A 22,899-nucleotide genomic window follows, 5' to 3' on the forward strand; every position below is an offset into this window, starting at 1 on the left:
AGGATCTTCTGGGTCTTCTACAGACCGGTTCAAAATGACCTGACTTGTGGTGCTGACATCATTCCCTTGTCGAGGAAATGCTCAAGCCTTAGAACTAACCAGACTCCGGATGATACGTCCGATAAAGATATTTTTATATTTTCTGCTGATCTCACTCCTGGTCGTTCTTTTCGACCAGTGGCTGGGACGTGTCAACTTCCCGGTTACCAACACGCTGAGCAATATCCTGGAACCTCAGAATAATGATTCAGTCTCAGGATTACTAATTACCGAGGCCGAGCAAACAGACACAAATGTTACAATAACGTTACCGGACTCTTTGCCTCCAAAAGACACTCTTCCGAGAATCAACAAACCAATTATTGTTTCCGATTCTGTATTGACGGCTCCACCTCTTTTTCAGGAATTGTACAGATCCTTTTGTCAAAAAGCTCAAACTGCCGACAGTCTGAGGCAGGTGGTCAGAGTGCTGCACATCGGGGACAGCCAGATAGAGGCAGACAGAATAACAGCCATCCTAAGAAAGCATTTTCAACAGTTGTATGGCGGCTCAGGCCCGGGATTTGTCATGCCTATTGACCCGCTTCAAATAAATGCCAACGTATCCGTTTCTCATTCCGACAACTGGACTCTCTCCTACAGCTACAAGAAAAAGAGGGCCCCGGTTCCGGTCCGGTATGGAATTTCGGGAAAAGCAACCTGGTTTTCCGACTCTGCTGCCACCTTTACCATTCAACCAATAGCATGGAAATCTCAGCGACTAAGAAAATTCCCCAATATCCGGCTCCTTCTCTCCGCCCCCGATGCACCATTGTACATCAAATCCGAAATAGATGATCATTCCCGATATGATACTCTCGCCAGGAGAACGGATATCCTTCAGTTGTTAAGTTTTCAGGATTCTGTCTTTCCTAGAAATATCAGGTTTTATTTCTCCGGAACTACAAGTCCTGTAATCCATGGCATCACCCTCGACAATACGGGAGGTGTTGCGGTGGACAACCTGGCTATGCGAGGTCGCCCCTGGCCCGGCCTTAGAATATCCGATCATAAAATGGTTCGGGAAATGGCTCAACAATTGAATACCGGTTTCGTTATCCTCCAGTTTGGCACCAACGTACTGCCTACCAAAACAGACAATTACAACTTCTATCGCATCCACTTTCTGAAGGAATTGCAGCTTCTGAAAGAACTATTGCCCGGGGTGCCTGTACTGGTTATCGGAGTTCAGGCGGCAGCCGAATCCAAAGATGGGAAACAAATCGCAATGGAACATGCCCGACTCATCAGCGAGGCTCAGAAAGCAGCAACCCTGGCTTGCGACATGGCCTTCTTCGACCTCCATAAAGCCATGGGAGGAACCCGGGGAGCCATTGACTGGGCCAACGAAACACCCTCGCTGATGTTGTCGGATCTGATGCATTTTAGTGGACGGGGAGCAAGGGTTGTGGGCGACCAAATCTGGATAGCACTGGACTCTCTTCGGAATCACCTGCAAAAACCTGTAGCTCCATGAATGAACTCGCGCAAATATGGAGTTATGAAGCCGGGGAACCATTCATGTTTACCTCGGCCCTGTTCTGGATTTTCTTTGGCATAGTCCTTTTAGGTCATGCCCTGATATCCAGGCAAAGGATTGCGCGCATCGGATTTCTGTTTCTGGCAAGTTTGTTTTTCTATTATAAAGCAGGAGGATATTTCTTTTTCCTGCTGGTCATTTCCACGCTAACAGATTTCTTCATCGGTCTGGGGCTGGAACATTTTACCCGTCACTGGAAACGTAAGTTACTACTGATACTCAGCCTGATTGTCAACCTCGGCATGCTGGGATATTTCAAATATGCCTGGTTTGTTGCTGATGTATGGGGAGACATTACAGGTCAGGCTGTGGAAACAAAAGACTGGTTGGCAATCTTCTCCAATGCAGTATTCGGGAGTTCTTTCGAGGTGGATGACATCGTACTTCCGGTTGGAATATCTTTTTTCACCTTCCAGACCATCAGCTACACCATGGATGTTTATCGTCGTCAGTTGGCCCCTGTACACAACATCCTCGACTTCGGTTTTTACGTCTCTTTTTTCCCGCAACTGGTTGCCGGGCCCATCGTCAGGGCACGCGATTTTGTCCCTCAGCTCTATCGTCAGTTCTCCCTGACGGAAAAACAAGCGTGGCATGCCACATTTCTTATCCTCTCAGGCCTGTTAAAGAAAATTGTTTTTTCTGATTACATCGCCGTCAATCTGGTGGACAGAATCTTTGAAAGCCCGTTTCTCTATTCCGGTTTCGAGGTGCTTAGCGCCATTTATGGTTATACCCTCCAGATTTACTGCGACTTCAGCGGCTATACCGATGTAGCCATAGGATTGGCACTACTTCTTGGATTTAGGCTTCCCCTCAACTTCAACAGCCCATACAAAGCTTTGTCTATAAGCGAATTCTGGCATCGATGGCACATTTCTCTCTCCAGTTGGTTACGTGATTATCTATACATTCCGTTGGGTGGCAACCGCAAAAGTAAGTTCCGCACCCATCTCAACCTGATGATCACCATGACACTTGGAGGCTTGTGGCACGGAGCCTCCTGGCGCTTTGTATTATGGGGTATCTGGCATGGTCTGGGCCTGGTAATTGACAAAATATTCAAACCACTGACCCGCCATCTGCCCCAATGGTTAGCAAAACCAACAGGTTTCTTCATTACATTTCATTTTGTAGTAGCCGGATGGATCCTTTTCCGGGCCAATAACCTCATCGTAGCCAGAGAAATGACCAAACGTATTTTTTCTGCATTTCATGCCGATTTGATATGGCCCGCTCTACAATCCAATATCTGGTCCTACTTACTTATTACACTTGGGTTCATACTTCATTGGCTTCCGGCGAAGCTAAAAGAGAACCTGAGAGGTTGGTTCATTACCTTGCATTGGACTGCCAAAGTGGCACTGGTGGCGCTGGCGGTTGCCCTTCTGCTGCGATTCAGAACAACCGAAGTAGTGCCGTTTATTTATTTCAGATTTTAAATAAAGAACCGGAAGGCTGAGGTTAAGGCTGAGGTTGAGGCTGAGACGTGAGAAGCTAGCCTGCACGCCTCAACCTAAAACGCTCAACTCAATCCCATGGCACTCTTTTTGATAAGAATCTCCTATCTTTATAGTCTAAAACTTTAAACTATGCTATTAGTAATATTTCTGTTTTTCCTGATTGCCAGCTGGATTGTCAGCGCTCAGTTGAAGAGCCGTTTCAAAAAATATTCGAAGACCCCGCTTGACAGTAATTTGTCTGGACGCGAGGTAGCCGAGAAGATGCTTCACGACAATGGCATTTATGACGTAAAAGTATTGCCATCGCGCGGGCATTTATCGGACCATTACAATCCGGCAAACAAAACCGTCAACCTAAGTGAGAATGTGTATCATGGGCGCAATGTAGCAGCAGCATCAGTCGCTGCTCATGAGTGTGGACATGCTGTTCAACATGCCCGCAGCTATGCACCACTGAAGTTACGCTCCGCCCTGGTTCCGGTTCAAAATGTCAGTTCCAAAATACTGAACGCCGTGTTCATCATGATGTTTCTGGGAGCTTTTATGCTGCCAACAGTTGTCTCTTTCGACCTTGCTTTGCAAATCATCATTGCCTGTTACGCAGTTTTCACTGCCTTTGCATTCATTACTCTGCCGGTGGAGATCAACGCCACCCAGCGTGCTCTGGCCTGGTTGCATTCAGCCAATATTACCAGTGGACGAAACCACAATCAGGCTCGCGATGCCCTGAAATGGGCTGCCTACACCTATGTGGTGGCTGCACTTTCAGCTCTGGCCACTTTGGCTTATTATGTGATGATATTTTTGGGAAACCGGGATTAAAAAATAATTCATACCTCATTAAAAGCTCCGAAGTCTATTTTTGATTTCGGAGTTTTTGTTTTTACGACAGATTATTAACTCCGCAGAAAGGAACAAAAAAGGATGATTTATAGCGTATTCAGAAAGAGTTAAAAAAACATTATCCTCTGAAATAGTAATAAAGCAAAGCTTAGATCTTTCCATTTGCAGAAAATAAAACAAGGAAAGTTAACTTGATCAATTGGATTTCATCGGTTCAGAAAGAAGAGGTCTTAGCACGATTAGAGTAACTGCCAGAACCACCATTAACCTATAAAACGAGGACCTTAAACATTCAAATTTAAGAAATTTAAGAAGTCTGTTTTTGGGGGGTAATACTTAAAAAATAGCAAAATAACTCTCCAGTCTCATCATCGTTTCGTCACTTGTTTTCACATCATCCACCACTTTCCCTTTTTCCAGAATGACAATGCGGCTACACACCTCAGCCACATGATTTAAATCGTGACTGGAAATCAGGAAGGTGCAGTTATTTTGTTGCTGAAAATCGTTAATAATCTGACGCAACCGGTATTGAGAAGTAGGATCCAGGTTACTAAAGGGCTCATCCAACAGAACAATTTGTGGATTGCCAATCAATGAGGCCACAATCCCTATTTTCTGTTGATTGCCTTTTGAGAGGTTCCGGATATATTTTCGTTTATTGTCTATTTCGCCATTAAAAAACGCTCTAAAGCCGGATATAAACTCCTGAACATCCTCGGAGGAATATCCTTTTAAGCTTCCTACCAGGTTAAAATACTCATCGGGTGTGAGGTAGTCAATAAGAAATTTTTCATCCAGATAAGAGCTGGTATATTTTTTCCATTCTTCAGATTGATTTACACGTTGCTGATTGTTTTCGATGTATCCGTCAGACAGTTGAATTAAATCCAGAATGGCCGAAAACATGGTTGTTTTTCCGGCTCCGTTATTACCCACAACACCCACAATTTCTCCTCGCTGAAAAGTGAGATTATCAATAGCTAATACAACATTTCCATTGTATTTCTTTTCTGCATTTTTTAATGTGATCATATCATGTAAGGTTAAGAGGTTTGGCGATAACTATAAAGCATCCGGTGTTTATTTTTTTTATATCGAATCAGAATTTTCCTCATGATGGATTCGTGAAATACAATGCCACCAATGCCGGTCAGTCCAAAAATCAAATAACTCCAGATATCCTGAAGCAGCAGACTTAACAGACCAAAATAGAGTATTGGCCCAAGAATAATGACGAACGCCATCATCCAAACGGAAGCTCCGGTGCCCTGATAATTAAAAAATGAACTTTGAGATAAATCAATAGGTTTACTACTGAATGAACCCATCCACAATACAATATGACTGGTAATTCCAATATTGAAGATGGCACTCAAAAAATTAAAGAATAACACTTTGGCACCATATATCAAGTAAATGGTGGAAAAGATAAAGGCAATAAGTGTAGAGGCAATAAAAAGGAAATACTGGGCATTCAGCATATTTTTGAGTCCAAAATCCCGAGTCATCAAAAAGGGAAAATATTTTGAGTGCCAGGCCGGGGTAAACTGGCCGTAGCTAACACTAAAACTACCGGTAATCAATATCCCTATAAAAATCAGAGAAACGTCGTGATTTGCCATACTCGAATTACCGTAAACAATAAAACCATATAAAAGCAAAAAAACGACACTCATAAAAGCACTTCTGGTCCTCTTGTTACGGGTAATCATCTTTAGTTCAAGAGAGAGATATTTACCAATGGATCCAAACTTATCCGTCCAGGAAAAAGCATGCAAACTCACATCCTTTTCAACCGGCATCAACCGACTATCCAAATACATTCCTTTGGCAATCTCTTTTATATTGAAGCGGTACAACAATACGATAAAAATAAGCGGAACTGCAGCCAGCACGGGATATCCTAAAACAGCATCGAAATAGTGACCAATCCAAATGGAGACGGGAATGATACTAAAAAAGGAAACGACAAACAGACCAACACCCACCCCTGAAATTATGGCGGACATTTTTTCTTTGTAGAAAGAGAATCTTTTCAGCCAAATGCCAATCATGTGATCTATTAAGATAAGCCCTACAAGATTTATCAGCCACCCCAGGGTATTGCCTACTGAATATTCCTCCAATACGGTATCAAAAGCAAAAGGGACCAGAAATAAAAGGGGAAGAAAATTAAAGAAATGAAAGAAAGATTTATTGACCAGGTGTCGGGCGATCTTCTTCTTCTTAAAAGGCAGTACAAGCAGCGGAATGCTGTTTACAACCGGAATTTCCTGGAAAAGTTGCCGAAGTATGGCACTGAAGATAAAAAAATATAACAAATTCTGGTTGAAGGCACTTATCACCTCTTGCTCCGGGAAGTAAGCCTGAAGAATTTCAGGCAGGGTAAATCCCATTATCAACAAACTAATCGAGAGGTAAAAGACAAAAAAACCAACCAGTATTTTTTTGGCAACACTCTTTTGCCAATAGGTGGAGCGATAAAAAGATTTTCGATTTAACGAATTTATGATCTGACTCATGGGATAGGATTTTGACCATAAAAATATAAAATCAAATCAGGGAAAACAATAGTTATTAGAGATTTACCTGAATTTAATGAATTCTATGAGATCAAACCTAAAAAATCCCCTCATCTCTCCATGTTGTTTAAACAGAAACTACCTTAATTAGAGTCCGTCTATAAAGTCAGGAAAAATGGTAATTGGAGCTGTGTCGGTTCAGAAAGTTGCGTTTGCAAGGCTTGGCATTCCCGAAAATGCGGAGGCCCGAATTAGCTTTTGTAAGGTTTTTGAACAAAAAGCACAATCGGGATGAGTACTTTTCGGGAATGGCGCAACAGCCTGCCCCGATCCTTCGGGGAAACAAACGTGACTTTATGGACAGGCACTAATTAAGATCCTCTTCATTGGGCGGATAATTTCATCCGCCCATAACACCAACCAACCGGGGTATCAATCTTTTTTGACTGACCATCTCTCGTGCTTGGGCCATCTCCATCATTTTTTCCACTACAAGCAATACATTGTCAGGATAATTAACGGGAATAACTTTAGAACTTGTAACCCAGTTTTGCAAGTGAGGAACTACACCGGATGACAGGTTTTGCAAAACAGTCACGCCCATTTCACTGAGCATAGCAGCATTGCAAGCCTGTTCATACTGATGTTTCATAGGAATCACACACAATTTCTTACGCAAGTACAATGCTTCCGAGGGAGTTTCAAACCCGGCGTTACAAAGGACCCCAACGCTGTTGGCCAAACTTTTCACAAAGGCATCACTCTCCACTGGTCGGACAATAATATTATTAAAAGAGTAGCGAGCCTTTGAGTTTTTCGAAAACACCTGCCACTTCACGTCTCTTATTTCTGACAAAACACTGATGATGGTCAAATCGGAATAGGCAGGGAGATAAACGGTATAATGTCCCTGATTTACACAAACAATATCCCTGATCGACTTTCTAATCACCGGGGTAAAAATATGCCCGTTTAATCTGCGAAAATGAAATCCCAGATTCTCTGCAACCGGAGCATAATGTTTCAGAATCACTCTTCCCCACCAGTCTCCCGCATCAGGTACAGGTGCTTCAGCATCAATCACCGCTGATTGATGACTCATCCCCATACATGGCTTCCCTGTTATGCGGCAGGCCCAGGCTGAAACCGGTTCAAAATCAGAAATAACCAAATCATACTCCTGAACAGGCAACTTTATGACTTCCCTAAAGAATCGGCTCAGCGAATTTTTACGCCATGTTTTTTTTAAGTCTATCCCTCCATTTTGTCCAAAAAAAAAGCCAAAGCCCTGTAAACGGTATTTTACGGCGAAAGGCAGATTCAGTTCACTGTGCTGACCGCTCAACAAAACATCAACCTCACCATATTTTCTGAATTCCGGAACCAGATCTATCGCCCGTGCCACATGCCCGTTCCCGGTTCCTTGTATAGCATATAATATTTTCATTCGTTTAAAATTCTGTAATTATCTAATAAAAAGCTAATTAAAAATTTGAGAACGAATGGAACCGCTTCGCTCTCGCATAATATTTTTTAAACATGTTCTCTTGTGATTTATATTTAAAAAATATCATGCTCGTTTCATCAGTATAAAAATTAATTTTAAGGTCTAATGGAACTCGCATGCAGGAACTTATACATATTCTCTTGAGGCAATTGTTGCCATGCTCGTTTCATTCGCACAAAATAGAGTTAACTTATTGGCTGAATGAAACTCAAGATAGATTTCGCTCATGCTCTTTTGATAATTTGGCGCACCACCTTCAAATGAGAAGCCGGGAAATAGGATCTTGTAAATTGCCAACCGTCCACAATATCCCCGTTAAGGACAAGCGTTTCGGGTTCAATACCCTGCAAATAATCCAGTATTTGTGGCGCTTTACACCCATAAGTGCCAAGGTGCAAATCGGAAATTACCGATGCTTTCATTTTGCGCCTGGAGATGTGTTTTACTTTTTGCATCAAAATTCTGTAATGATTTCTGATGCAAGATTAATCATGCAGCAATAATTAAATGTAACCGATAGGAAAACAAATTGTTAAGAAACAAAACATTCAATCTTTAACTGAGCAGTTATGATTCATTGATCAGGAATTGTTGAAAATGATTTGTGGATGCAGGGAGAAATCATAAAGGCATTCACAAAAAACCCCGAAAGCATAAAAGAATTTTGCTTTCGGGGGATGCTGCTCGCTTAAATTTAATCCTTATTATGGACCAAAGATTCAAATATCATTTTTGATAAGCCACTACAGTAAGCTTACACCTGATAAGTGGAAGAAGCCGTATCGCCTCCACGACCGGTCCAGTTGGTATGGAAAAACTCACCACGATCTTTATCAACCCGCTCATAGGTATGGGCTCCAAAATAGTCACGTTGAGCCTGAAGCAGATTGGCAGGCAGGTTGGCCGTTCGATATCCGTCGAAATAGGCAAGCGCTGAAGAGAACGTTGGCACAGGAATACCAATGCGTGCAGCAACCGACACCACTTTGCGCCATCCCTCCTGAGCAGCCTGCAATTTATCATGGAAATAACTGTCAAGAATCAGGTTTTCCAGTTCGGGATTGTGATCGAAGGCATCCTTAATCTTTCCCAGGAATGCTGAACGAATAATGCAACCACCTCTCCACATGAGAGCGATTCCACCATAATTTAGGTTCCAGTTGTTCTCTTTGGCTGCTTCGCGCATCAGTACATAACCCTGCGCATAAGAAACAATCTTGGAAGCAAACAACGCATCGTGAATGGCATTTACAAACTCCTCCTTCTCTTCATCGAGTTGAGACACCTTGGCCTTTATAATTTGAGCCGCTCTCAACCGTTCCTCCTTTTGTGATGAAAGAATTCGTGAATACACCGCTTCTCCGATGAGCGTCAGGGGGACACCTACCTCGAGTGAAGAGATCGCTGTCCATTTTCCGGTACCTTTCTGTCCGGCAGCATCCAAAATCTTCTCCAGCAGTGGCTCACCGTTTTCATCGCGGTAGCCCATAATATCCCTGGTGATCTCTATCAGGTAACTGTCCAGGTCTCCCTGATTCCAGAGGTCAAAGATATCGTGCATCTCATCGTGAGAGAGTTTGAGATAGTCACGCATCAGGTGATAAGCCTCACTGATGAGCTGCATATCACCATATTCGATGCCATTGTGAACCATCTTCACAAAGTGGCCGGCTCCATCTTCACCAACCCAGTCGCAGCAGGGAGTACCATCATCCACTTTGGCGGCAATACTCTGAAAGATATCTTTGACCAATGGCCATGCTTTGGGAGATCCGCCCGGCATCATTGAAGGTCCCTTTAAGGCTCCTTCCTCACCTCCGGAGACTCCGGTTCCGATATACAATAAACCTTTGCTCTCCACATATTTAGTTCGGCGTATGGTATCAGGAAAATGGCTGTTTCCCCCATCGATAATCACATCGCCCTCATCCAGCAAAGGAATAAGCTTTTCAATAAAATCATCCACAGGTTGACCCGCTTTCACGAGCATCATTACTTTCCGTGGGCGTTCAATATTCTGCACCAATTCCTCGAGTGAGTGTGCACCAATAAAGTTCTTCCCTTTTCCCCGGCCGTTCACAAATTTGTCAACTTTCTCTACACTGCGATTGTAAACCGCAACAGTATAGCCGTGACTTTCCATATTTAAAACCAGGTTCTCGCCCATCACGGCAAGACCTATCAGTCCGATGTCTGCTTTCTTTGTCATCTATTTTTTCTATTTTAATTTTACAAGCTTCGTTTTCACTTAGACCCCCTGAAATCGATCTATTGTATCTTAAACCCCAAAAGACTCAATGACTTTTTCAACTCCGGATTTTCTTTGGCTCCGCTAATGGTCCAGGCCGGAAACTCCCTTCGAACGGGATAATTACCTCTGATGGTTTCAAAATTCCCCGGATCTTCCACCAGTCTTATTGCATCGTCTTTCACATCGTATGTGGAAATAACGGCTTTGGCCAGCTTAAGGTTCAATCGCTCATCAACATCACTTACTATCAAAGACATATCATCAAGAACCGGCAGTTCTGAAGGCTGCCAGTTATCCAGATCAAAGCCAAACTGCCGGCTCATAAACTGCACGGCAGCAGCAGTTCCGTTGGCTTTACCATCCACCGAGTACCCGGCAACATGCGGAGTCCCAATCATCAAACGTTCAAGCAATTCAACGGAAATATCAGGCTCATGCTCCCACACATCAAGAATAGCCCGGTCAATTAAACCCGAACTGATCCCCTTCATCAGCACGCGTTGTTCCACCACTTCACCCCGAGAGGAGTTAATCAGCACACTTCCCCGCTTCATCATCATAAGTGTTGTGTCATTAAGTAAATATTCCGTTGCATACATACCATCGCGGGTAAGAGGTACGTGGAATGTAACCACATCCGACATTTGCAACAGTACATTCAGATCCACATTCCGAAAATCAGTTTCCACAGCAGCTCTTGGAGGGTCATTGAGCAACACCTTCATTCCGAAAGCCTCTCCGACTTTAGCCACTTTGCTGCCTACATTTCCAACACCGACGACCCCAAGTGTTTTTCCTCTCAAAGGAAAATAATCCATCTCTAAAGCAGCAAAAACAGAGGCGACATACTGTTTTACAGATCCCGAATTGCATCCCGGAGCATTGGCCCACGCTATACCATTCTCTTCCAACCAGGGAAGATCCATATGATCGGTCCCGATGGTCGAGGAGACCACGGCCTTTACATTGCTCCCCTCCAGCAACGATTTGTCAACTTTTGTCCGCGTACGAATGATAAGCCCGTCTGCCTCCTTAACATCTTCAGGCCCGATGTCAATTCCCGGGATATAAACCACACGTGCATAGGGTTCCAGCACTCCTTTCAGAAAAGGAATTTTATCATCAGCAACTATCAGCATAATTTTCCAGAATTTGATTTACGGATACCAATGTAATAATAAATAGTGAAAAGCGTATCAGTTCAGTGCCTGTCCATAAAGTCCAACTTCTGCGTTGTTGCTAAAAATCTAAATCTTCATCCCGATTGTGCTTTTTGCTGGTTTTTGTTCAAAAAACCTTATAAAAGCTACTTCGGAACTGCGGTTTAGTTTCTTTCACACGCCTTGAATTTTAACTTTCTAATTCAAACACGTGAAAAACGCTTAGTTTATGGACAGGCACAATTTATACTGATCCCGTCTCTTTTGCAATTAGATACAAAAAAGCACAGAAATTTAAAAGTATTTTTTACGTTTATTTCTCCAGTGCTAAAAATTTTCCTTACTTTTGTCATTGAAAAATAATGATTAAGTGTTTTTTAACTCAAAAAAATAAGTTGTTTTTATATATTTGCAACTCAAACAAACAAAGAACAGACCAGAACAGATAGAGTCTTAAAACTAAAAATCAACAATACTATGAGTACAGACATCGCAAAAAGAGCCGCAGACAACATACGCGTGCTTTCGGCTGCCATGGTCGAAAAAGCCAAATCAGGACACCCAGGTGGAGCCATGGGGGGCGCCGACTTCATTCACATCCTCTTTTCCGAATATATGGAGTTCGATCCCACAGACAGAGGATGGGCTCTCCGTGACCGCTTTTTTTTGGATCCGGGACACATGTCACCTATGCTATATTCGCAACTCGCATTGACAGGAGCCTACACCATGGAGGAGCTGGCCAATTTCCGTCAGTGGGGAAGTCCTACTCCGGGACACCCTGAAGTGGACTTTGACCGCGGGGTAGAAAACACTTCCGGTCCTTTGGGGCAAGGTCATACCATGGCAGTAGGTGCAGCTATTACCGAACGTTTTCTGGCACAAAAATTCGGACTCTGGAGTGCTCATAACATTTACACCTTTATCTCTGACGGAGGTATTCAGGAAGAAATTTCACAAGGAGCAGGTCGTCTGGCCGGTTATCTGGGGCTTGGAAACCTGGTAATGTTTTATGACTCCAATGACATCCAGTTGTCAACAGAAACCAACGCGGTAACTGTTGAAGACACTGCTAAAAAATATGAAGCCTGGGGATGGGTGGTTAAAACCATTGATGGTCACGATCACGCTCAAATCCGGGAAGCACTGGAAGAATCTAAAAACATAACTGATCAGCCTTACCTTATCATCGGTAAAACAGTGATGGGAAAAGGTGCTTTAACTGAAGAAGGCGAATCTTTCGAGCGCAAAGTTTCTACCCACGGACAACCTCTTGGTGCCGCAGGTGCTTCTTTCCGCAAAACCATTGAAAATCTTGGCGGAGATTCAGATCAGCCATTTGCCATCTTCCCTGATGTGGCAGAATACTACAAAAAATGCATGGAAGAAAAGGCGGTTCAGGCCAATCGCAAAAAAGCCGAGCAGGAAACCTGGGAAAAAGCCAACCCCGAACTTGCGGAGCAATTCCACAAATTTTTCTCAAAAGATGCTCCTAATGTGGATTATGCATCCATCGAGCAAAAGGCAGATGCTGCTTCACGCGGATCTTCAGGAACCGTATTGGCGCACTTTGCCGATCACGTGGAAAACATGATTGTAATGTCTGCCGACCTCAGCAACTCTGACAAAACAGACGGATTTCTGAAAAAAACCCAGCCCATGGTAAAGGGTGATTTTTCAGGTCAATTTGTACACACAGGCGTTTCTGAATTAACAATGGGGGCACTTGCCAACGGTATGGCGCTTCACGGAGGTGTCATCCCCGTATGCGGAACCTTCTTTGTGTTCTCTGATTATATGAAGCCTGCTGTTCGCCTGGCCGCTCTCATGCAGCTGCCCGTAAAATACGTTTGGACACACGACGCATTCCGAGTTGGTGAAGACGGCCCTACACACCAGCCTGTTGAGCAGGAAGCTCAGATAAGACTGTTGGAAAAACTGAAAAATCACCACGGCAAAAACAGTATGCTGGTCATGCGCCCTGCTGATGCCAACGAATCAACTGTTGCGTGGCAAATGGCCATGGAAAATACCGACACACCTTCGGCATTGATTTTGTCACGCCAAAACATACCCAATCTTCCGGGAAGTTCTTATGAAAACGCACTGAAGGCTAAAAAAGGTGCCTACATCGTAGAAAAAGATCAAGGCAAACTGGATCTGGTAATGGTTGGAAACGGATCTGAAGTTTCCACCATGGTAGAAGGTGCTGCCATGTTGCGCAAGGAGAAAGGTCTCAAAATACAGGTGGTATCTGCCATCTCAGAAGGACTGTTCCGCAACCAGCCGGCAGAATACCAGGAGGAAGTTCTTCCTGCCGACGTACCCCGCTATGGACTGACTGCCGGACTGCCAGTTACCATTGAAGGACTAACAGGTGCCAACGGACTGGCCAACGGATTGGATCATTTTGGATATTCAGCTCCTTACAAAGTGTTGGACGAAGAATTTGGATTTACCGGAAAGGCAGTTTACGAAGCGGTTTGTAACTTCCTGAAACTGTAATTTTTTTTCTGATCTATATAAATAACAAGGCCTCCTCAATTCATTTTGGGGAGGTCTTGTTATTTTTGCATGATTCATTTTCAGAATTATTGAAACCTAAAAGTTCCCGGACCCGACAAAAATTGTAAATTTACCTCATGTTAGATAAGTCAGAATTCACATACATCGGCAAACTTGCCAAGCCCCATGGCGTTTCAGGAGAAACTGCCATCAGACTGATTCCCGAAGTTGCTGAATCGGAGTTTGATCCCACATTTATTTTTCTATACATTGACAACGGGTTGGTTCCCTTTCGTGTCAGTGAATTTCGATACAAGGGAGAAGACGTGTTACTCGTAAAGTTGCCTTTACTGAAGACTGAAAAAGAGATCAGAAAACTTATGAATACGGACATTTATATTTCACCACAGGAGGTTTCAGTCCCTTCAGCCAGCACCAATAACATTAATGCTTTTAACGGATTTAAGGCCATCGACATTAACGAAGGCGAACTGGGAATAATAGATAGCATTCAGGATATTTCGGGTAATCCGCTTTTTATTATCAATGGCAAAAAAGGGGAGCTATTGATTCCTGTGGCTGAAGAATTTATTGTTAATATTGATGAGGAGAAGAAAACTATTGAATTAGATATTCCGGAGGGACTATTGGATTTAAATGAGGAATAAATCGGTAGATCTTTCGGTAGAAGGTTCCAACCCAATCCGTTGGAATTGACAACAGGACCATTAACACAAACAGACGTCCCAATCTGTAGGCAATTTTAAGACTAATGTAATTACAAAAGATTTTACGAACTATTGATTACAGGAGTTTTCATAAAACCTTTTCACCGTTGATAGTAAACGTATTAAGACTAACCCCTTAAGTTATGAAAAACCACTTCCTTACCCGTTTCATAGCAGGCCTTTTTGCTCTTTTAGCAAATTCCCTTTTTTGTGGCATAGGAATTCTCCTTGTTGGCACATCGCAATCAATATTGTCACTCATTTTTGCCACGATAATCATAGCTACGGGCTTCTTTCTGGGATACAAAATCTACAGAACAGCTCTTAGCCGGGGAATCATTTCCTTTATGACATCGGTAATTGCATCCCCTGATCTTGATAACCTGGAACCCTCCGTAAATTCGAATCACAAAAAATACGATATTTTACAATTTATCTCGGCATTTCAAAAGAAAGAAAACCTTTTTCCCAAGGGAACAAGATTGAGAGTCTGGGGCAATTATAAATTCCCGGGCTTTAATTCCTATCATGAAATTGAATCTGTCCAATCTCCAGATAAAAATTTGTTAGAAATTTCTTTTAGGGACGAAAAGTCATTGAAGATCTGGAATCCACAATACATTCTGGAAGGAAAAAGCTATTTTAAAATAGTCAATTGCGACAAAGTTGAATGGAAAGACACTAACACCTCAGATGACAAACCAGTCACAGCTCTTTTTGAGCTAAAAAACAATCACATTAAGGTAGCTACTCAACCAAACATTCCCGTTAGTAAGGATAGTTTCCAACCAGGCGAACCGGCTGTTATATTGCTTTAAAAGGAAAGGAGAACTTAGCTCGAAGTAATGACAAATAATCTATTACGAAAACTCATGAATCGACCAGGTTAGAAACTGTTTCTTAACCTTCGTAAATTTCAATCGCCTTCCGCCACTCATCAGGCAACACAAAAGAAGTACCTGTACTTCGCTGAAAACCGGCCATCACCGACTCACAAACGGAGAGTGGTTCTTCTGCATCTTGTTCAATAACCCACTGAATCATCTTCAGACTTTTATTGCCAAGCGATACCACCCGGGTGAGTACTTCAATGGATTGCCCCAACAAAATCTGTCCAATAAAATCGGTTTTTGTATTCACCACCACCAGTTGATTGTCTCTCTGCGAATCTCCCGGAAGCCATCCCAGCACATCACGCATGTAATACATCCGCCCGATGTCATAATAATCGTTGTAAACGCCATTATTCACATGTCCAAAACCATCCACGTCACTGAACCGCATTTGGACAGGTACACTATGTTTAAAATCTTCTTTCTTCATTAGTTTTTTTGTCGAAATAGATCGTTTACACTTCTGTAACTGATTAATATTAAAACACTAATCACAGTGAGTCTTTTTGTTTTAACAATAAGATTATCAGCTTTTTATAGCATTCATCTTAAATCTTGTATCTTAAAAGTTAAAGATCTCATTTTGCCAAATTCACTCCTTAATTATTTGAACCTGTCCGTCCACCTCAAGTTTGATTATTCCGAAGGGGACAGGACTTTCCACCTCATCCTGACGGTAATTAACCACGTAATCCACTCCCCCAAGAATCGTTTCACTGATTTCGTCGAAACCCCCTGGAGAAGCCTCTCCTTCAACATTTGCTGAAGTCCAAATTACAGGTTTACGAAATTTCTGACACAATGCCCACGAAAAAGGCTCCTTGGTGACACGGATTCCAATGCTTCCATCCTCATTCAACAAATTATCAGGCAAGTTCTTTCCTCCGGAAAAAATAACCGTCAAAGGCTTTACCGCCAGCTCAATCAGATCATAAGCTATTTCGGGAACTTCCTCAACATAAGAATTGAACCTGACATCACTATCTACAAGCATCGTCATACTACTTCGATCTTCCTGTTTCTTTAATTCATAAACTTTCCTGACAGCTTCTGCATTGGTGGCATCACACCCTATTCCCCAAAATGTATCGGTGGGATAAAGAATTAATCCTCCTTGCTGAAGTACTTCAACTGCTTTTTTTAAATCTTCCTGATAGTTCATATACTTATGCTTGTGTTAAGGGCAAATATAGAAGTTTTTTAAGGTTATAGGATAATCCACTATCATGAATAAACCAATCCCAGAAGCAAGAAAACACAGTTTGTCACCATTATCAGGTTAATATGGATGAGCCACGGCAGTGGTGATAGTATGGTAAAAAGGACCTCAACTTCTCAAATGCTAAGCCACGGCAGTGGTGACACTTTTCTGCCCCAAAGTAGTGAAACCACCTTCAATTCCGTCCTCACCTCATGTTAAGATTCGGACAACAACCAAGATGCAAATCGGAAAAACTTTCGCTTTTCGAAAATACATTGTATAAGAGAAAATATATATCTTGCATACAATATTATAAAAGGAAAACAATGCTTTTCCTAATAGATTATTACCCAAAACCCTGATTTATGAGCTTTAACAAACAACAGACCCGTCTTCAGCAACTGGATCGTCTCATCCGGATGCGCTGTACCGGCAATGCCGGAGAATTTGCCCAAAAACTGGAAATCTCACAAAGTTCCCTTTTCTTATTGTTACAGACTGCCAAAGAGCTTGGTGCGGAGATTCATTTTAACCATTACCGTTGTACATACGAGTATGAAAATCCCATGCGGTTCACTTGCGGGTTTGAGGTGATTGACCGCGAAAGGCTTCATCAGACCAGGGGAGATATTTCATGTGGTGAGTTGCCTAATCTTCCGGGAAAGAAAAAACATTCCTTTTTATTTAGAATTTCTAAAAATTACACCACTCCAAAATTTTAGGAGTGGGCTGCCCTATTTTTACTCTGCATTTTAGTTATCCCGGCCGGAAAATGAATGTCCCGGAAGCCGAAAAAGGTATGAGTAGGCGGAGATTAAATTTAATTGTGATGAAAAATTATGAGGTTTTATCTGTAACTGAAATGAATTCTTTAAAAGGAGGTCAGAGAATTGTTGTCAAAATAGATGTCGACGGGGATGGAAAGTGGGATGTAAAACGGGCAACTAATACTCGGACGGGCAAAACGAAGTGTAAAGTTAGGTTTTAAAGTATAGTAGGTGCAAAAATGAAAAAATTGTGTAAAGATTTTATGAGAAACATCAAAGGAGGTAAAAGAGTTGTAAAAAAGTACGATTTGGATGGGGATGGCAAATGGGATTTTAAAACTGTAACGAATAAGGAACGTGGAAAGTTTAAATCGAAAGTCCGCGTAAATTAATCAATACCGAGGGCAGAACTATTTTCTGTCCTCAGTATGTATTTCTTAACCGTTCATTAATAACATCAGTATGAATAAACAACCCTTTTTAACCCTGATTATTTTCCTAATCCTTGGAATAAATTGCGGTCATTGTGCTAATCTACCTCTATCCCCTGATAATGAAGTCTTCCCACTTTCTGTCAGTATCGAGAGGGGCAAGTACTTTGCTACCAATGTAAGCATCAATGGCAGTCTGGTAGATGGTAAGTTTTTGATCGATACAGGATCGGAAACCATGGTTACTGACGATATCGCCCGTAAAACAGGAATAGCCGGTCGAAAGGAGAAAGAAATTACCGATGGCTATGAGAATGCTTCTGTTAAAATAGGAAAAGCTGATTTTTCTATTGATGGTGTTAGTTTTAACAAAGTGCGGGTTAATATTATTGAGAATTATGATCTTGGCATGGGTATTTTTGATAATGTTTTTGGTATCATAGGTCATGATTTAATGAAAAATTGTGGCTGGAAATTCACGAATGAGTACGTTCATATTTTACCTGATATAAAGAAGAAAGATGTTTTCTCCGGATTTGTTTCTGCCAGGCTGGATCTTCAGGCCCGTTCAATCCCCTATTTCGTTGCGTCTTTTGCCAAACCAAGGTTTACATGCCTGATGGACACAGGCGATGATGGTTTTCTGGAAATTTCAGAATTATTAAAGAATCATATTCCTAATGGGATGACCCGCAGGGGATGGGGCAGCGCGGTAACAATGTTGCTTAGCAAGCAAAAAGCAGACAACACCTCGGTTTATGAAATAATAAAAACGGATTCGATGGAGATTGCCGGTTATGTTGTGAAACAACCTGTCGCTTACGTGACAAACAATGATGAGGGAGCCTCCATGGGCAGTCAGCTTTTTAATTATTTTGATGTAATAATGGATTTTCCTAATAAACGGATGTTACTAAAACAAGTAAAAGATATGTATGATGTCCTGATATGGGAAATCTTTGGATTTAGCATTGAAGTGAAACAGGAAGGAGTGTTTGTGCAATTTGTTTGGGAATACTCTCCAGCATGGGTGGAAGGAATAAGACCCGGAAATCGGGTTCTATCTATAAACTCTTCTAATTACAGAGAATTAACTGGAGTGTCCTCTTCAAAAATTTATTCCGAATTTGAAAAGGCAAGAAAACAGTTAGAAATGCAAGTGACTTTAAAAAATGAAAAAGGAGAGCACGCGGAATTAATACTATATAAAAAGCAACTATTTTCTGAATAAAGCACATCAAATGAAGATAACGCTCTATCGCTTTGTTTTATTGAAAAATTGCATGAAACTTTTGCGTTATTCTTAGTTGTTTCGCAAAAAAAATATTGGATCTTAAGTATGGAAATCTCTTCCTTCTAAACAGATCCTTCCTCAATTCTACATTTAGGATGTTTTGATGTTTAGAGCAAAAAAAATACTGGTATAATCAATTGTTTCTGTCTCCCTGTCAGACACCATGAACTAAAACCAATTCGCAAAGAGAAAAGAACAAGAGAGTTATCAACAAAAAAGGCCGGGCAAAAAAGCCGGCCTCATTTTGTATCTCAATTATTTTCATCTAATAATTACACAACAACCCCAAAGTCACGCAACGCATTATTCAATGATGTCTTTTTATCAGTTGATTCCTTTCGCTGACCAATAATCAATGCGGCAGGAACCTGATACTCTCCTGCAGGGAACTTTTTGGTGTAGCTTCCGGGAATTACCACCGAACGTGGAGGCACGTAGCCTTTATATTCTTTGGGCTCCGGACCACTCACATCAATAATTTTGGTGGAACCGGTAAGCACCACATTGGCTCCCAAAACCGATTCTTTTCCGACACGGCACCCCTCAACAACAATGCATCGTGACCCGATAAAAGCATTGTCTTCAATAATAACCGGCGCGGCCTGGATGGGTTCCAATACACCACCAATTCCTACGCCACCACTAAGGTGAACATTCTTCCCAATCTGTGCACAACTTCCCACTGTGGCCCAGGTATCAACCATAGTACCGGAATCCACATAAGCTCCGATATTCAGGTACGAGGGCATCATTACCGCACCGCGACCGATAAAAGCACCATAACGAGCCACAGCGTGAGGGACCACCCGTACACCCAACTCCTTATAATTTCTTTTCAGTGCCATTTTATCATGAAACTCAAACGGCCCCAACTCAATGGTCTCCATCTCCTGCATCGGAAAGTACAAGATTACAGCTTTCTTCACCCAGTCATTTACCTGCCAATCGTCCCCTTTCGGCTCAGCCACTCTCAGCTCACCCACATCCAGGCTTGAAATCACCTGTCGGATTGCATTTTTCGTTTCGTCTTTTTCAAGCAATGCACGGTCTTCCCATGCCTTCTCAACAATTTCTCTTATCGCTGCAGTCATAAAACTCTAAGTTTTAATTGAATTATTTTATTCGTCTAAAATCTTGTAATTGTCTGATAAAAACACACCACCCCCGGCATCAGGTTCTCCTGAAGTAAGGTGAAATCAGTCTTATCTAACGAGGTTTTGAACGGTGACTCTAACCTGATTCTGCTATTAATTATTCAGGTTAAAGTAAAGGAGGTAAAAGAGACAAGTGTTTTATAAAAACCACTTGTCTCTCTAAAAGTTTATTTAACCTGGATTATTCATAAATTATCTGTTACGATGTTCAACTGTCTGCTAAATTCAGGCCTCCTCAATAAAAGTAACTTGAAAATGGTTTACTATTTCCATCATCAATTTTATCTGCGGTTGCCCTAATTTATTGGCATTTCAACATCTCACAACAAAAACTTACGAATAAACCAGGCTAAAAACAGATGGTATCAATTATACCAGTCGCTTAAGCAAGTCTTCCTTATCTCCTGTAAGGTAGTCAATAGGAGCAATCTCAGGCATGGTATATGAACCCGGTTGTTGCTTCAAAACAGCACGTGCACACGACACTAGAATCTGAGAGGTCAGCGCCGGATTGTTAATTTTCATTTTAAACTCAAACAATTGATTTTGCGTCTCTCCGGAAACACCTTTGTGTTCCAGCAAAACACCGTGTCCCATATCTTTCAGTTCATCCACACTGGGAACGGCAAGAACATGCGTTTCATCATTGCTGAAATAGCTGTCTGCTTTTATTTCTTTGGTAACCTTCTCCACGCTTGCTCCATCTTCCAGCTCAACATATACCATACGACGATGAATACCTGTACCGGTAGGAATGGTCATAGACAAAGCATCCTTCACCCCATCTATTGCTTTAGCAGCAACCGAGTGTCCCATACTCATCCCGGGGCCAAAGTTAGTATAAGTTAATCCTTTGGGAGCCATGGCTTTCAACAGCGTTCTCACTACAGAATCACTTCCGGGATCCCATCCGGCAGAGATAATCGCTTTTGAATTATGTTTTTTCCCGGTTTCATCAAGCATCCTGCGCAACTTCAACATCTCCTCGCCGTGAATATCAAAACTATCAACCGTACAGATGCCTTTCTCCATAATAGCTTTTGCCGTTGCGGGAATACTTCTGGTAGGAGAGCAGAGGATTGCAACATCAATCTTTCCAAGATCAGCGATGTCGGTAACAACCTTTACATCAGCCAACTCAGGAGGATTGTTTCCTGTGGAACGACGAACCACCCCGGCCAGTTCCATATCAGGAGCTGCATTCACTGCTTCTACTGCAAATTTTCCAATATTTCCGTAACTAACTACTGCTACTTGAATCTTACTCATACTGTTTAATTTTGATTTATATTATTTCAAAGTACAAATATACAAATTGTTAGCGAGGATTTCAAATTATTGTTTTAGAACCAGAAACGCTTACATTCCGGTTTGTTTTCATTGATTTTTGTTAGCTTTTTTAATTTTACCTGGCATTTACTCCCTCAAATTATCAGATGGCACATTTTTTGAAAAGAGTTAACCTGCTCCCATAAACACCCTCTTTATGAAAATAATCGTTCTTATAATTGCCGGATGTTCTTTGCTTTGCTTACAATCATTACAAGGACAGAAAAAAAATACAATCATTGCATCAGGCACACTATATAATATAGAGAACAAAAAATCGCTTGGTTACGTGCAACTGGTCAGCTTTAACAGCTACCTCTCCTACACTTCAGATTCAAACGGGCAATTCAGGATCTCTCTGCCTGCTGATGACTCAATCAGAATCGTCTCCATGGGGTTTGAACCCAGAACCATGAAAGCCACTGATTTTATCAACCGACAGGCAACGGACAGCATTTTTCTTTCTCCTGCCAGTTATCTGTTGAAAGAGATAGTTGTCAGGGCAGAAGAGCGCGAAATGCGTCTCAATCTACCGGGAAACTTCGGAATTAACGTGGATCCGGACGCAGAACCGGACAAATCCATTCCAAAACCATCCGTTGGGATGATAATGAGTCCGTTGACATTGGCCCACTCCGTTTTCAGCAAAGAAGGTAAAAGCCAAAGGAGATCACAAAAGGTGCTTAACAGTATGAACCAAAAATCGGCCTGGGAGAAGGTAATCGCATCAGGAATGCTCAATGACTGGATTGAAATTAAAGATCAGGAAATGGATTCATTCATCATCTTCTGTAATCAGAGAATGAAAATGTCAGAAAAGGACAACCTGCTCACGATTCGCAATAAAGTTTTAAGACTTTGGGAAGAATACAAAATGACAAATGAGTAATTTCTGTCCATAAAGCACCACTTGCCTCATTAAGCTTGCCGCCAAAATACTCATTTACGATAAGTAAACTCCGTTTTTAGCGGCTTCGCAAGCCTGGCAATTGGCACTTTCTGACCAGAAACAGCTCTAAAAACAGAATTTGCTTAGTTTATGGACAGGCACTAAGTAGAACAAAACATTCCTTTCAGCTGTTTCCCATCATACCCAAAACTGAATATTTATTAATTCTCACAGAATAATAATCCATTGATCATAATGAAAAGAAAGGGGCAACTGCATTGTTCAATATTTTCAAGACCATCAATAAACACATCATACACATTACAGACAAACACTTACAAGCAAAAAGCAACACCTTAAAACACCGAAACAAAAAAATG

At 41.9% G+C, this 22,899-nt stretch carries 20 protein-coding genes; 10 read left to right on the forward strand and 10 right to left on the reverse strand.

Annotated features, from left to right (window positions below; all coding sequences use genetic code 11):
* The first annotated feature begins 109 nt into the window (after positions 1-109).
* The 3 genes from BY457_RS03485 (at position 110) to BY457_RS03495 (ending at position 3,864) form a co-directional block, all read left to right on the forward strand.
* Entirely contained in the window at positions 110-1,516 is a 1,407-nt protein-coding gene (locus BY457_RS03485) for a hypothetical protein (RefSeq protein ID WP_106151948.1), read from the forward strand.
* Entirely contained in the window at positions 1,513-3,021 is a 1,509-nt protein-coding gene (locus tag BY457_RS03490) for an MBOAT family O-acyltransferase (protein ID WP_106151949.1), read from the forward strand. Before BY457_RS03485 ends, BY457_RS03490 begins: the two co-directional genes overlap by 4 nt.
* 150 nt (positions 3,022-3,171) lie before the next feature.
* Positions 3,172-3,864, forward strand: a complete 693-nt coding sequence (locus BY457_RS03495) for a zinc metallopeptidase (RefSeq protein WP_106151950.1) — start codon at positions 3,172-3,174, stop codon at positions 3,862-3,864.
* 357 nt (positions 3,865-4,221) lie between these two features.
* Here BY457_RS03495 and BY457_RS03500 read toward each other — a convergent pair whose 3' ends face one another.
* The 6 genes from BY457_RS03500 to BY457_RS03530 all read right to left on the reverse strand — a co-directional run bounded on the left by BY457_RS03500 (position 4,222) and on the right by BY457_RS03530 (position 11,307).
* Positions 4,222-4,920: an ABC transporter ATP-binding protein gene (locus BY457_RS03500; RefSeq protein WP_106151951.1), complete on the reverse strand. Its 699-nt coding sequence runs from the start codon at positions 4,918-4,920 to the stop codon at positions 4,222-4,224.
* Positions 4,921-4,931: 11 nt separating this feature from the next.
* Entirely contained in the window at positions 4,932-6,410 is a 1,479-nt protein-coding gene (locus BY457_RS03505; protein ID WP_106151952.1) for a DUF5687 family protein, read from the reverse strand.
* A 400-nt stretch (positions 6,411-6,810) separates the two neighbouring features.
* Complete coding sequence (locus tag BY457_RS03515; protein ID WP_106151953.1) at positions 6,811-7,857, reverse strand: glycosyltransferase family protein; 1,047 nt, start codon at positions 7,855-7,857, stop codon at positions 6,811-6,813.
* Positions 7,858-8,141: 284 nt separating this feature from the next.
* On the reverse strand, positions 8,142-8,372 hold the full coding sequence (locus BY457_RS03520) for a metallophosphoesterase (protein WP_106151954.1): 231 nt from the start codon (positions 8,370-8,372) through the stop codon (positions 8,142-8,144).
* 299 nt (positions 8,373-8,671) lie between these two features.
* Positions 8,672-10,126, reverse strand: coding sequence for a decarboxylating NADP(+)-dependent phosphogluconate dehydrogenase (gene gnd, locus BY457_RS03525; RefSeq protein ID WP_106151955.1), 1,455 nt, complete (start codon positions 10,124-10,126; stop codon positions 8,672-8,674).
* A 59-nt stretch (positions 10,127-10,185) separates the two neighbouring features.
* Positions 10,186-11,307: a 4-phosphoerythronate dehydrogenase gene (locus BY457_RS03530; RefSeq protein WP_106151956.1), complete on the reverse strand. Its 1,122-nt coding sequence runs from the start codon at positions 11,305-11,307 to the stop codon at positions 10,186-10,188.
* A 498-nt stretch (positions 11,308-11,805) separates the two neighbouring features.
* Between BY457_RS03530 and BY457_RS03535 the strand changes: the two genes are divergently transcribed.
* The 3 genes from BY457_RS03535 (at position 11,806) to BY457_RS03545 (ending at position 15,379) form a co-directional block, all read left to right on the forward strand.
* Entirely contained in the window at positions 11,806-13,833 is a 2,028-nt protein-coding gene (locus BY457_RS03535) for a transketolase family protein (RefSeq protein WP_106151957.1), read from the forward strand.
* Positions 13,834-13,970: 137 nt separating this feature from the next.
* Positions 13,971-14,501, forward strand: a complete 531-nt coding sequence (gene rimM / locus BY457_RS03540; protein ID WP_106151958.1) for a ribosome maturation factor RimM — start codon at positions 13,971-13,973, stop codon at positions 14,499-14,501.
* A 203-nt stretch (positions 14,502-14,704) separates the two neighbouring features.
* Entirely contained in the window at positions 14,705-15,379 is a 675-nt protein-coding gene (locus BY457_RS03545) for a hypothetical protein (RefSeq protein WP_106151959.1), read from the forward strand.
* Positions 15,380-15,461: 82 nt separating this feature from the next.
* Here the strand turns inward: BY457_RS03545 and BY457_RS03550 are convergent, their stop codons facing one another.
* Positions 15,462-15,884: an acyl-CoA thioesterase gene (locus tag BY457_RS03550; RefSeq protein ID WP_106151960.1), complete on the reverse strand. Its 423-nt coding sequence runs from the start codon at positions 15,882-15,884 to the stop codon at positions 15,462-15,464.
* Positions 15,885-16,046: 162 nt separating this feature from the next.
* The gene (locus BY457_RS03555; protein ID WP_106151961.1) at positions 16,047-16,616 is read right to left on the reverse strand and encodes an L-threonylcarbamoyladenylate synthase; all 570 of its coding nucleotides are present in this window, start codon (positions 16,614-16,616) and stop codon (positions 16,047-16,049) included.
* A 404-nt stretch (positions 16,617-17,020) separates the two neighbouring features.
* Here BY457_RS03555 and BY457_RS03560 point away from each other — a divergent pair, with 404 nt between their 5' ends.
* The 3 genes from BY457_RS03560 to BY457_RS03570 all read left to right on the forward strand — a co-directional run bounded on the left by BY457_RS03560 (position 17,021) and on the right by BY457_RS03570 (position 19,084).
* A complete protein-coding gene (locus BY457_RS03560; protein ID WP_106151962.1) occupies positions 17,021-17,377 on the forward strand; it encodes a hypothetical protein in 357 nt (118 codons plus the stop codon).
* A gap of 308 nt (positions 17,378-17,685) precedes the next feature.
* Positions 17,686-17,814, forward strand: a complete 129-nt coding sequence (locus BY457_RS19190) for a hypothetical protein (protein ID WP_258176565.1) — start codon at positions 17,686-17,688, stop codon at positions 17,812-17,814.
* Positions 17,815-17,884: 70 nt separating this feature from the next.
* Positions 17,885-19,084, forward strand: a complete 1,200-nt coding sequence (locus tag BY457_RS03570) for an aspartyl protease family protein (RefSeq protein WP_106151964.1) — start codon at positions 17,885-17,887, stop codon at positions 19,082-19,084.
* Positions 19,085-19,419: 335 nt separating this feature from the next.
* On the opposite strand, the gene BY457_RS03575 is transcribed toward BY457_RS03570, so the two are convergent.
* Both BY457_RS03575 and BY457_RS03580 read right to left on the reverse strand, forming a co-directional pair.
* On the reverse strand, positions 19,420-20,238 hold the full coding sequence (locus BY457_RS03575) for a 2,3,4,5-tetrahydropyridine-2,6-dicarboxylate N-succinyltransferase (protein ID WP_106151965.1): 819 nt from the start codon (positions 20,236-20,238) through the stop codon (positions 19,420-19,422).
* A 432-nt stretch (positions 20,239-20,670) separates the two neighbouring features.
* Positions 20,671-21,570 carry a diaminopimelate dehydrogenase gene (locus tag BY457_RS03580; protein ID WP_106151966.1) on the reverse strand — a complete coding sequence of 300 codons (900 nt, stop codon included), beginning with the start codon at positions 21,568-21,570 and terminating at the stop codon, positions 20,671-20,673.
* Positions 21,571-21,787: 217 nt separating this feature from the next.
* On the opposite strand from BY457_RS03580, the gene BY457_RS03585 reads away from it, so the two are divergent.
* Positions 21,788-22,519, forward strand: a complete 732-nt coding sequence (locus BY457_RS03585; RefSeq protein ID WP_106151967.1) for a hypothetical protein — start codon at positions 21,788-21,790, stop codon at positions 22,517-22,519.
* The last annotated feature ends 380 nt before the right edge of the window (positions 22,520-22,899 follow it).

This window comes from Marinilabilia salmonicolor (assembly GCF_003003035.1).
GTDB lineage: Bacteria > Bacteroidota > Bacteroidia > Bacteroidales > Marinilabiliaceae > Marinilabilia > Marinilabilia salmonicolor_A.